This is a genomic window from Prevotella sp. TF12-30, assembly GCF_003436715.1.
GTDB lineage: Bacteria > Bacteroidota > Bacteroidia > Bacteroidales > Bacteroidaceae > Prevotella > Prevotella copri_A.
The window spans coordinates 32,282-44,596 of sequence record NZ_QSQJ01000034.1 but is presented as its reverse complement, the minus strand read 5'-3'; the positions used below and the strand labels follow the sequence as shown (position 1 = coordinate 44,596).

12 protein-coding genes and 2 pseudogenes are annotated in these 12,315 nt (G+C 38.9%); all 14 read left to right on the top strand.

Annotated elements, in window-relative coordinates; genetic code table 11:
• Positions 1 to 193 (top strand): DapH/DapD/GlmU-related protein (locus DXD25_RS17205; RefSeq protein ID WP_301331479.1); only part of this gene is annotated, 193 nt, incomplete at its 5' end.
• The gene (locus DXD25_RS12075; protein WP_117663726.1) at positions 166 to 1,317 is read left to right on the top strand and encodes a polysaccharide pyruvyl transferase family protein; all 1,152 of its coding nucleotides are present in this window, start codon (positions 166 to 168) and stop codon (positions 1,315 to 1,317) included. The genes DXD25_RS17205 and DXD25_RS12075, both read left to right, overlap by 28 nt.
• 8 nt (positions 1,318 to 1,325) lie before the next feature.
• A complete protein-coding gene (locus DXD25_RS12070; RefSeq protein ID WP_117663725.1) occupies positions 1,326 to 2,450 on the top strand; it encodes a glycoside hydrolase family 99-like domain-containing protein in 1,125 nt (374 codons plus the stop codon).
• A 6-nt stretch (positions 2,451 to 2,456) separates the two neighbouring features.
• Positions 2,457 to 3,629, top strand: a complete 1,173-nt coding sequence (locus DXD25_RS12065) for a glycosyltransferase (RefSeq protein WP_117663724.1) — start codon at positions 2,457 to 2,459, stop codon at positions 3,627 to 3,629.
• Positions 3,630 to 3,635: 6 nt separating this feature from the next.
• Positions 3,636 to 4,364, top strand: a complete 729-nt coding sequence (locus tag DXD25_RS12060) for a glycosyltransferase family 32 protein (RefSeq protein ID WP_117663723.1) — start codon at positions 3,636 to 3,638, stop codon at positions 4,362 to 4,364.
• Between the two features lie 173 nt (positions 4,365 to 4,537).
• A complete protein-coding gene (locus DXD25_RS12055; RefSeq protein ID WP_117663722.1) occupies positions 4,538 to 5,548 on the top strand; it encodes a hypothetical protein in 1,011 nt (336 codons plus the stop codon).
• Complete coding sequence (locus tag DXD25_RS12050; RefSeq protein ID WP_117663721.1) at positions 5,545 to 7,479, top strand: AAA family ATPase; 1,935 nt, start codon at positions 5,545 to 5,547, stop codon at positions 7,477 to 7,479. Before DXD25_RS12055 ends, DXD25_RS12050 begins: the two co-directional genes overlap by 4 nt.
• Positions 7,466 to 8,377, top strand: coding sequence for a hypothetical protein (locus DXD25_RS12045; RefSeq protein ID WP_117663720.1), 912 nt, complete (start codon positions 7,466 to 7,468; stop codon positions 8,375 to 8,377). The genes DXD25_RS12050 and DXD25_RS12045 overlap by 14 nt, the downstream gene beginning before the upstream one ends.
• Before the next feature lie 9 nt (positions 8,378 to 8,386).
• A complete protein-coding gene (locus DXD25_RS12040) occupies positions 8,387 to 9,100 on the top strand; it encodes a WecB/TagA/CpsF family glycosyltransferase (protein WP_117663719.1) in 714 nt (237 codons plus the stop codon).
• Positions 9,101 to 9,229: 129 nt separating this feature from the next.
• A pseudogene (locus tag DXD25_RS17565) lies at positions 9,230 to 9,907 on the top strand (nucleotidyltransferase family protein).
• 49 nt (positions 9,908 to 9,956) lie between these two features.
• Positions 9,957 to 10,322 carry a hypothetical protein gene (locus tag DXD25_RS12025; RefSeq protein ID WP_158556335.1) on the top strand — a complete coding sequence of 122 codons (366 nt, stop codon included), beginning with the start codon at positions 9,957 to 9,959 and terminating at the stop codon, positions 10,320 to 10,322.
• Between the two features lie 128 nt (positions 10,323 to 10,450).
• Positions 10,451 to 10,552 (top strand): annotated as a pseudogene (locus tag DXD25_RS17560) (dTDP-4-dehydrorhamnose 3,5-epimerase); the annotation flags it as partial.
• 282 nt (positions 10,553 to 10,834) lie between these two features.
• Positions 10,835 to 11,746 carry a dTDP-4-dehydrorhamnose reductase gene (gene rfbD, locus DXD25_RS12015; RefSeq protein ID WP_117663715.1) on the top strand — a complete coding sequence of 304 codons (912 nt, stop codon included), beginning with the start codon at positions 10,835 to 10,837 and terminating at the stop codon, positions 11,744 to 11,746.
• Positions 11,747 to 11,751: 5 nt separating this feature from the next.
• The coding region (locus DXD25_RS12010) for a dTDP-glucose 4,6-dehydratase (protein ID WP_187360477.1) at positions 11,752 to 12,315 on the top strand (564 nt) is incomplete at its 3' end.

Sequence of the window (12,315 nt, the reverse complement as noted above, 5' to 3'; positions counted from 1 at the left end):
GATACACCCCCAAACGGCCGTTCTCGGACGGGCTGGGGGGGTAAGGATTGGCGATGATGTTTGGATTGGAGCAAATTGTGTTGTCACTAAAGATGTTCCGCCACATTCAATCGTAGTTGGTATACCTGCAAAAATTGTAAAAAAACGTAAAAATATAAAAGACACATGGGAAAAAGCAAACAAAAATTTATAGTGATATCTGGCTTTGATATTCATGATAACAACCGTGGAACCCAAGCCTTGGGTTACGGGAGTTTGTCGTTTCTAGAACAGCGTTATGGGCTGACACCTGATACCAAGATTTTGAACTTACGATTCATCAAAAATCCCTTGAAACAGGAGAATCGTATCAATAAGATAGATAAGGTAAGAGTTGGAGATAAAGAGTTTTGTATAAAGACATTGAATGTATTCTTTCTAGAAAAAACACTTTTAGAGAAATTTCATATCACATTGCCTTTTACCCCTTTTGGAAAGGCAATACGCAATATGGAATATGTGGCAGCAATCAATGGCGGCGACGGATTTTCTGATATATATAGTACACAGACTTTCTATTGGCGACTTCCGGAGACGTTGATGGCAATAAAGGCAGGTATTCCTACCATACAGCTGCCTCAAACTTTGGGCCCTTTTGAGAAGAAAGAAAATTACGCTTTGGCTAAATATATTCTTCAGGCAGCAAAAGATGTGTACGTGCGTGATGATCGTTTTGTAGAAGAATTGAAGAAAATGGGTGTGAAATATGAATTGACAAACGATCTCTCATATTTCATGCAGCCAGAACCTTTCGATATAAAAATAGAAAATGGTGCGATAGGTTTGAATGTAAGTGGTTTGACTTATAGCAATCATTTCAGAACGTTAGCAGGGCAATTTGAAAATTATCATTATCTTTGTGAACAGATAGTGAGATATTTCCAAAGCATTCACCGCCCAATATATTTGATTTCACATAGCTATGGTTATCAAAATCCAGAGACAGATAATGATGATTTGGAAGCATCACGCATTTTCTACTCTAAGTTGAAAAGCAAGGAAGGTGTCCATCTTATAGATATGGACTTGATTTCTCCAAAGACTAAGTATGTGATATCCAAAATGTCGTTTTTTATCGGTACACGTATGCATGCAAATTTTGCAGCCATATTCACCAAAGTACCTGTTTTCGGACTGGCTTATAGTTACAAGTTTAAGGGTGCTTTTGAGAACAATGGCATTTTTGGTCAAACAGCCATGATTAATAATATTTCAAAGTCACAGGCTGATGACATTGTGAAACAAATTGTAGAAGTATTTAAGAAATATAACAAATAAAACAAAATATGAAAAGACCAGAGATTATAGCATTGTACTTGCCTCAATTTCATCCCATACCAGAGAATGATAAGTGGTGGGGCAAGGGATTTACAGAGTGGACAAACGTAAAAAAGTCAAAACCTCTGTTCAAGGGGCATGACCAGCCACGCATACCAACAGAATTAGGTTATTATGACTTGCGTGATCCTGAAATACGTCAGAAACAAGCAGACTTGGCAAAGCTTGCAGGTGTTACTTCTTTTTGCTATTGGCATTACTGGTTTGGTAATGGAAAGCGACTAATGGCCGATATTTACGATGAGGTGTTGGCTTCGGGAAAGCCTGATTTTGGCTTTTGCCTAGGATGGGCAAACCATTCTTGGTATTCAAAAACGTGGAACAAGGATGGTACGACAAGCAACAATCTTCTTATCGGACAGGAGTATCCTGGCATAGAAGATGAGAAAATGCACTTTGAGTTACTGCTCCGCAGTTTTAAGGATCCTCGTTATACCAAGATTAATGGTAAGCCATTCTTCTTGATTTACGACCCAGTGTCTGTGCCTAAGGAGTATCTTGATAATTTCAGAAAATGGACAAAGGAAGCAGGATTCCCGGATTTGTATTTAGTTGGTGAAATAACCAAGAGTAATTATATCAAACCTATGTTGAGAGAGAAAGGATTTGATGCCGTGGTTTACCAGGGACTCAACTATACTCGCCATGACACATTACTTGGAAAAATGGGTAAGATAGGTCATTACATCGATTATAAGTTGAAGCCAATCAAGAGCTTCTTTACTAAAAAGCCTGCTTTCTTGTATGATTATCGCTTGTATTACAAGGAGTTTGTAACAAAACGTGATTACGAAAATGACGTAATTCCACAGTTGTTTACGCAATGGGACCATTCTCCACGTAGTGGGGCAAATGGTGTCATCTATTGGCATACTGAGCCTGAGTATTTCAAAAAGCATTGCATGATGGCATTTGATGCTATCAAGAATAAGCCAGCAGATGGTCAAGTATTGATTCTTAAATCATGGAATGAATGGGGAGAAGGCAACTACATGGAACCGGACAAGACGCATGGACGCGGATTTATTAACGCTCTTCATGATGCCATTGACGAATATTACGGTAAAGAGTAAGAGACGATGAATATACTGTTTGTTACCGTATTCCAAATTTCTGAACAGAAAGGTGGAACCGAACGCACCACGGCACGCATCAGCAATGAGATGCGCCGTCGTGGGCATAAGTGCTATAACTTGTATGCAAAGCCTATTGGGGATATGTTTGAGATGACAGAGTTTGATGGTATTTACACCAATTATTCTCCAGAATCTGTGAGAGATATTATCGACAGCCAACAAATAGACAAAATCATTCTTGAAGGGGCTTTTATAATGGTAAAGAACGTGTATGATGGCAGGGCAAAAGCATCTCGAAAACCAAGCATGTTATTTGTTCACCATTTTGCTCCAGGTTATGAGCCGTATTTTAACGCATTTTATTCTATATGGAATCAATTCAGATATGCTCAGTCGTTAAGCAATCGGGTTAAGGCTTTGGTTAAAGTGTTGATATATCCTGTATTCAAGCCTTATATGGATGCTTCTTTCCATAAGTTGTATAAGGTGGCTTATTCATTGTGTGACAAGATCGTGCTTTTGTCTCCGGAGTATTCCGATGACTATTGTAAGTTTGGGAACATCAATGACAAGAGAAAATTTGCTTCCATCCCAAATGCTGTATCTTTTGATGAGTTTATTCCTTTGGAAGATTTGAGCAAGAAGGAGAAAACTGTTTTGATAGTTACTCGTTTGGACGAAGTGCAGAAACGTATCTCCTTGGCCATTAAGATATGGAAACGTATAGAAGATGATGCTGAATTAAATGATTGGACTTTCAAGATAGTGGGATTTGGTGAGTCTGAGCATGAATATCGTAAGATGGTATCTACGTTAGGTCTGAAACGCATTTCCTTTGAGGGTCGTCAGAATCCTGTTGGATATTATAAGAAGAGTTCCCTGTTTATGATGACATCTCTTTTTGAGGGATGGCCGATGACATTGAACGAGTCGTTACAGTTTGGTTGTGTGCCTCTTGTGTACGACACATGCGCCTCGTTCCATGAGATAATCAATGACGGTGAAAACGGTTATCTTGTGACAGACAAGAATGAGGAAGAGTTTTATCATAAGATGCATGCTTTGATGCTTGATGCCAACAAACGTATGGTTATGCAGAAGGCTGCTATAGAATCTAGCAAGCGATTCACGTTGGATAAGATTGTGAGTCGCTGGGAAAAACTATTAAATGAATAAATTGATATGATACCAAAAAAGATACATTATTGCTGGTTGAGTGATGACCCGATGCCAGAGAAATTATTGAAGTGCGTGGAGAGTTGGAAGAAGTATCTTCCTGATTACGAACTTGTAAAATGGGACTTGAAGAAGTTCCCACTTTCAAAGAATCCTTGGGTAAGGGAAGCCTTTGAAAATAAAAAGTATGCTTTTGCTGCTGACTACATTCGTCTTTATGCTTTGGCAACAGAGGGTGGAATATATCTTGATAGTGATGTTGAGGTATTGAAGCCCTTTGATGATTTACTGAAATATCCTTATTTTATATGTAAGGAAAATAGTCCGCAAGGAATAGAGGCTGCCATCATTGGAGCAGAGAAGAACACCCTATGGATAAAGGAATGTCTTAACTATTATAATGGTAAGCATTTTATTAATATGGATGGTAAAGCACAGACTGCTGTATTGCCATCAATCCTGAAAAAATGTATTCTGAGTAAATTTGAGATGAGGTTTATTGATAATCCATCGCAATTTGTAGATGATAAGGAGGTGGTTTGTGTTCTTCCGTTGGATTATTTCAGTCCAAAGAATTATGTGACAAAGAAAATCACAATCACGGCGAATACTTATTCCATTCATCATTTCGCAGGTACTTGGCAACCATTATGGAAACGGATTGCGTTGAAATTATGGGTTCCTTTCTCTGTGAAATATCCAAAGTTGGCTAAGGTGATAAAAGGCAAAATATAGTGTTTAGTTTAATATTAATATTTTGAAGGAAATGGCTATTGTTTTGGTTGTTATGGTATATATGTTTCTGCCTTATACGGGCTATTTGAATTCCACGCTCAATCATATAATATATTCTATCAATATGCTGTTGTTTATATTCCTAAATGTCTAAAAGATTATCTCAAAATAAAATGAAACGTAGTTTTTTAGTTTTCTATTTTGTTCTTATTTGGATCTGTTGTCTTGCTGAAGGTAATGTGCCAGTATATGTAACACCTGAAGATTTTGGCTGCGTCAGCAATACCCCGAAATTGGCATCTAATAATGCCAATGGTTTGCAGAAGGCTATAAATTATTGCATAGCGAATGGGTGTAAACTAACCTCAGTCGCAAGTCATAGCTACTATATTGATAAAGGCTTGAGAATATCTGGGTTTATTGATATGGATTTGGGCGGAGCTACGATAATAGCTACAGACTCTATATCTATGCTGACGATTCATTGGGACAAGACAGAATATTGGACGGGAATGATTCGTAATTTCCGACTGGACCTTAATGGTAAAGCGAAAGTGGGGATTGATTGTAGCAAGGTTATCAAACTTCACCTTACAGATGGAGAATTTTTAGGAATAGGTAATTACGCAATTGGTTTAAACGTTAAAGAAGGGTATGAGTTGTTGGCTGATAACTTGCACTTTCATGGTTGTCGGAAAAATTCGATAGGTATCAAAACAAAAACTGGTGATTGCCATTTCTCAGACTGTATCATGATAGATTGTTACACTGCTGTAGATAATCAAGGTAGCAATTTCTTCGAGCGTATTCATGCTTGGATGTTGCCAAGATATATACATGGTAGTACATATCTCAGAAATAGAGGTGGATGTGTGTTCTTGAGTCAATGTTTCTGCGATACGTACGACACAGCTTTTGACGTGCTTAATATTTGTGAGATGCATATCTCGCAATTGAAGTTGATTCACAATAAAATTATGTGGAAAGATCCATACGATAAGGTGAATCCCGTAGTCTTTGAGTTCAAAAATGATGATGTGGCCAGTAAGTCGAAAATATCATTATTGGATTCACATATTGGTGGAATTTGGCTTGGTAATAAGGAACGGCAAGTGTTCTCAAAAAGGACAAATTCTATTAAGGTATCGGATAGTAACATCACTGCTGTAAAGAATTTGCAATGAAACAAGAAGCTAGACAAGCCATATATGGAATAGTTAAGCGCATTGATGATCAACTGCGTTATGAACACGATGTGCTTAACTTGATTTCCTCTTTGTGGAATGTTTATCAGAGTCCTTCTACAGGTGAAGACTCTCGGTATAAAATTCTTGGAGATGAGATAGATAAGCACTATTTCATGAATGATGATTGGACGCAAGATAAACTCTATTTGTCAGTGCTCCATATACTTGATGATGAGCATAAACTATTGCGTTTTGTGGAAGGTCTCATTAATATTATGTCTGATGAAGCTATCATTAATGATTTGCAGAAGATTCTCGAAACAGAAAACTACCAGATAATTAATGATGAAGGTAGGCTTGTTATTCAAACGATTGGTGAAGGTATTACGCCTGAAGTGGATAATCGGATACCTTTCATTAGATGTAAGTCTGTTATTACAAATCGTTTCCGTTTTGAAGAGAAAGAAATGGAAGTTCCCGATGAGAAGGAATGCTTTATGCTGACTTTCAATAATATGTGGAATGATTATGGATACCAGACTTGGTTTAGGCTATACTATAAGAAAAATAAACAGATAGAGTTTCTCGGTAGAGTCAAGATTATGAAGTTATCTGAGCATGATACAAGTACTGTTTTACCAGAGCGCTTTTATAGACTAGATGATAATTTTTGCTCCCTAGGAGATAATTTAGACTATTATGATAATATGTTTAAGTTGTTTGCTGAGAGAGCATATATTTACTTGGGTGAGTTAAAGGATGCTGCTTTATATAGTAAAATTCATGAAAAGTTTGCTGATACGATTGCTTTCAAATCATCTTTGTTGAGAGATAACTCTGCAGAACGAGCTTTAAGGGAAGGTCGTTTTTGGGTCTTCGGCAGAGATATGAGACAGTCTTATGCCTTTACCTATCGTTACGAACCGAAATATGGTGGGGAAAATGTGACACCGGTTGATATTGATTTCGATTTTGCTTATGATTGTGAACCCTATCATCGAATGATAGGTCTTATTGGAGAAAATGGTGTAGGTAAATCTACTCTGTTAAACAACATTGTAGAGTCTTTTATAGGAAAGGACAAAGGGGCATTTGTAGGTTTGCCACCTATCATGAGTAAAATCATGGTGATGTCTTACTCTCCATTTGACAAGTTTCCTCTTGTCTCAACAGACTATACAGTAGAATATCATTATTGTGGTCTATTGAAGAATCAAACAGAGTTGTTTTCACTGCAAGACCAAATTGCTATCTTCAAGGGAAATCTAATGAAGATTTTACACAGAGGCTCTTCCAATCAACTTCTAAGGAGATGGAGACACATTATGAAAGCTGTTATCGATCAAAATATCATAGACGGTTTTTATGAGGAAGACGATAAAGGAGACTATAGGCTGGTAGAAGATAATATAAATGAGTTTTGCCAAAATATGAGTTCTGGTGAATCTATCTATGTTTATTCCTTGACTGAAATTATGGCAAATATTCGATATGATACTCTCCTCTTGTTTGATGAGCCCGAACAGCATTTGCATCCACATGCAATTACCGTACTGATGAAAGCCATCTGTGATGTATTGGAAGAATTTGAATCATACGCTATCATTGCCACCCACTCTCCATTGATAGTTAGGGAAATGGTTTCCGACAATGTATATACCCTGGAAAGAATTGGTAATACTTTGAGTGTTGCAAAAATTGGTATAGAGTGTTTTGGCGAAGATGTATCGATATTAAGTGATGTGATATTCAAGAACATGTCTGATGAAAAGAAATATGAGCATTTTGTGGAATCAGTAGCCAGGAAGTGTCATTATGATTATGCTACAATAGTGGATAGGCTAAAAGGTGCGCATAACAAACTGGGCATGAATATGAGATTGCTTATACGATCGGTAATAGACAAACATAACTATGAGGAAGCTTAAACCTGTGGGTATTGATGATATTGAATTCATCAAAGGTGTCATTGACTCTACCAACAAAAGAAGGGGTGAAGAGCATTTGTCAAAGGAAGAAACCTTTAAAGGGCGGTGTCATGAAAGAGTTGAAACTCACAAGGATTATATCCAATCTTATGATACAGCTTTTGGAACAAACAAACTTCAATCTTTGGAAGGAACGCATCCAATATTGGAAGCTTCAGACAAGGAGGAGATGAGGAGTCTGTATTCATATACTCGAACCAGAATTGCCAATCTGCGGAAGGAAGTATTAAATGATGATGGTTATGAGAATAACTTTTGTCCGTTATGTGAAATCAATTTGGTTAATACTATGGATCATTTTATTCCTCAAAATGATTATCCTTTGTTTGCGGTACATCCCAGAAACTTAATACCATCGTGTATGTTGTGTAATGGGCATAAGTCTGATAACATTACAGATGGTGAGGGAAATAGGAAATATTGGAATGCTTATTTGGATACACCACCCGCAGAAAACTATCTCTACTGTAAAGTGGAAGACAAGGATGGCTTGCCTCATATCCGATTTTATATTCAACAAGGAAGTATTGATGATGAGACTTTTAGGCTTATTAAGAACACTATGGATGATAAGGGGCAGAAAATGTTCCAAGTCTATGATAATGCATGTGGTAAATTCATCGTTGACCTAAAGAATAAACTTGTAAACTATGTAAGGAAAAATGGTGGTCGTAAAACTCTTGTTGAATGCTTTCAGGCAATCAAGATGGATATTGATGATAATTTCGAGCCGAATAAGTGTGAAGATGTGGTTAAAAAGGCATTGATAGACTCACCGATCTTTCAGAAATGTGTGGAAGAAGAGTTGAAGAAATTGGGAATAAAATATAATGTATAGTAGTTGGTTATGAAATCTTTATTAGTTAATAAAATATTATCAACGGAAAAATCTTCCGTCCATCAGATATTTGAAACAAAGGGTAAGGTTTATACTTACCTCAATCCTGTATCTTATCTTACAGCTCTGGATAATAAGGAGTTGTTTGATAAGATGGATGGTATATTTGCCGATGGTGGCTTGCTGGTGAAAGCCATCAAGTTGGTTTATGGCAAGTTGGTGACTCGAAGAAGTTTTGATATGACTTCGATGGCACCGGAGTTGTTCTCGTATGCAGAGGAACATGGAAAGACTATCTATATTGTGGCTTCTAAGCAGAAGCAGGTGGAGAAGGCCGTGGAGATATTCCGTGAGCGGTATCCAAAGGTGAAGTTTGCAGGTTATCGTAATGGTTACTTTGCTTCTGAACGGGAAATGGATGAGGAGGCAAAGCATATTGTTAAGCTGAATTCAGATTTCTTGATAGTTGGTATGGGAGCTTTGATGCAAGAGAAGTTCCTGCTAAAGGTGAAGAATGCCGGTTATCAGGGAATCGGGTTTACCTGTGGTGGATTTATCCATCAGACTTCCAAGAATGAGATAGATTACTATCCAGCATGGGTGGATAAGACGAATCTTCGCTTTATTTATCGAATGTGGAAGGAACCGCATACCCGTAAGCGTTATGTGATGGCAGGCTTGCTGTTTCCTGCAAGATTCATCGCAGAAAAAATCTTCGGATAGTCTTATAAAGCCAATGAATAGGGGTGAAGACTACCGATATGGGAAGTAATATAATGAATAGAAGCGTCGGTATAATATGGCCGATGGCTCTTTGTAATTTCTCTTTCATGCGTGCAAAAGTACAACTTTATGTTGAAACAACAAAAGATTTTCTTTGATTTCTTGCGATTCTGCATTGGTTCTGCCAAGGAAATACCTGGTTCTTTGAAGGAGGTGGATTGGAAGGAACTGTATGCTATTGCCAAGAAGCAGGCTTTGCTTGGTGTGCTGTTTTATGGTATCCAGCGGTTGCCAAAGGAGTTGGCGCCAAAGCAGAAGCTACTGATGCAATGGATGGTGATGGCGGAAATGATTCGGAAGCAGAATATCAAACTGTTTTAGGATTCCGTGAAGATTTGTCAGAACTTCGAGAACGAGGGCTTTGCTAACTGTATCTTGAAGGGGCAAGTGAATGCGTTGCTTTATCCCGACCCTTATATGCGAACGCCTGGGGATATAGACATCTATCTCGCTGGTGGCAGAAAACGAGTGATGCAATATATAAATAAGGTGTGTCCGAATCAGGTGGTGCGTTATCACCATGTAGACTTCCCTGTGATGAAGACGGCGATAGAGGCGCATTTCACGCCTTCGTATATGTTCTTCCCTGTTCATAACCACAGAATGCAAAAATGGTTTAAGGAGGTGATGGATTTGCAATGTTCAAATGTCGTTACGTTACTAGATGGATATGGGGAAATTACAGTGCCAACGATGAACTTCAATGTTATATATCCTCTCTCATCTCTATCGCCATGTGTTCACTGAGGGTATTGGCTTACGTCAATTAATAGACTACTACTTCGTTTTACGGAACATGGATTGCAATATAAAAAATAAGGCTGTATTGCAACGTGAGCTAAAACACCTCGGATTGTGGAAGTTTGCAAAGGTAGTGATGTATGTGTTGTATGAAACTTTGGGACTACCTGAGGAGAAAATGATTGCTCCCATAGATGTGTATGAAGGTCGTTTTTTGTTGGCTGAAATTGTGCAAGGAGGCAATTTTGCTCAATATGACACTCGGCTTGGAAGCAAGGAAAATGAAGACAAACTTCATCGCTATCTCAGAATGAGTTTGCGCAACTTTCGCTTTGTGAAGCATTATCCTACTGAGGCATTGAGCGAACCATTGTTCAGAACTTGGTTTGCTGTATGGAAGAAGATACATAGAATAAGATAATAGATCTACGGGCGAACGGCTCCCTCTCCCATTTTTTTTGAGCTACTTTTCGGTGATGGAGCTTAGTAGCCCGTTTTTTCTATATGCAAACTAATTATAATTGATTAGCAAGTTCAGTAATTGATATAATGAACGTAATAAAGACAGATATTGAAGGCGTGCTTATCATTGAACCTCGCCTGTTTAGAGATTTCTTCGAGAGCTTCAGCGAGCGTGAGTTTAAAGAGAAGGCTGATGGTGGTATCTTGATCTTGGATGATTCTCTCGGTATCGATTGGCGTATTCCTACGTAACATGCTAATCTTTCGGAAAAGGATACAAGGCATGAAGTATTGAAGGACTTTGATAGTCCTTTCGAGTACTAAAGGTGGATTTATACAAGTAAAACAACAAATACCAATAAACTTCGTGAGGTGGCACAGCCTATGCTCAAAAATGATTATGGAAGATATCTGCTTTCGATATTGGATGAAGGCAATCAGACATTAAAGAAGAATTTAAAATACTAGGTTATGAATATTTTAGTAACAGGTGCTAACGGTCAGCTAGGTAATGAAATGCGCATCGTTAGCCAACATACAACAGATCATTATATCTTTACAGATGTCAATCAGGTAGAAGGTATGGAAACTTCTTATCTTGACATCACCGATATGGATGCCATCCGCAAGATGGTGAAGGAGAATGCTGTGAAAGCCATCGTGAACTGTGCGGCATGGACCAATGTGGATGCATGCGAGACTGATGAGAAACTGGCTGCATTGGCAGAAAAACTCAATGCGGATGCTCCTGAGAATCTGGCTAAGGCGATGAAGGAGGTTGATGGCCTGCTCATCCAAATCTCTACTGATTATGTCTTTGGTAAGGAACCTTATAATGTGCCATGTAATCCTGACCAGAAGGGAACTCCTACTGGCGTATATGGTACAACGAAGCTTCATGGTGAGCAGAAGATTATGGCTATAGGCTGTGATTACGTGATTATCCGTACGGCCTGGCTGTATTCTGAGTTTGGCAAGAACTTCTGCAAGACGATGCTCAACCTGACGGCAACCAAGCCTCAGTTGAAAGTAGTCTTCGACCAGTGCGGTACTCCTACTTACGCGCTCGATCTGGCGAATGCCATCATCACTATATTGGATAAGGTAAAGGCTGCCCAGAGCAAGGATGAATATGTTGGAGTATATCATTTCTCAAATGAGGGTGTCTGCTCCTGGTATGATTTCACCCAGATGATTGCAAGAATCTCCGGTCATACGGAATGCGATATCCAGCCATGTTATAGCTCGGAGTATCCTTCTCCTGTAACTCGTCCGGCTTATTCCGTATTGGATAAGCGTACCATCAAGGAGACCTTTGGCGTTAAGGTTCCTTACTGGGTGGATTCTTTAGAAAAATGTATTGCTAATCTTAAACAGAAATAATTGAAATGAAGAATATTATTATCACGGGCGGTGCTGGTTTCATCGGCTCACACGTAGTAAGACTTTTCGTGAACAAATATCCTGAGTATCACATCATCAACCTCGACAAGTTGACATACGCAGGCAACCTGGCTAACCTCAAGGACATTGAGGACAAGCCTAACTATACTTTTGTTAAGGGTGATATCTGTGATTTCGACCTGATGTTGAAGCTGATGCAGGACTACAAGGTGGATGGCATCATTCATCTCGCTGCCGAGAGCCATGTAGATAGAAGTATCAAGGATCCATTCACTTTTGCTCATACCAACGTGATGGGTACCCTGTCTCTGCTTCAGGCGGCAAAGATCTACTGGGAGAGTCTTCCTGAGGGATATGAGGGCAAGCGTTTCTACCACATCTCTACCGATGAGGTTTACGGTGCATTGAAGATGACTCACCCTGAGGGCGTTCCTGCTCCTTTCACCACCAAGGCATCCAGCGGTAAGAACCACGAGGCTTACGGCGAGGAGTTCTTCGTAGAGACTACCAAGTACAATCCTCACTCTCCATATTCTGCATCCAAGGCA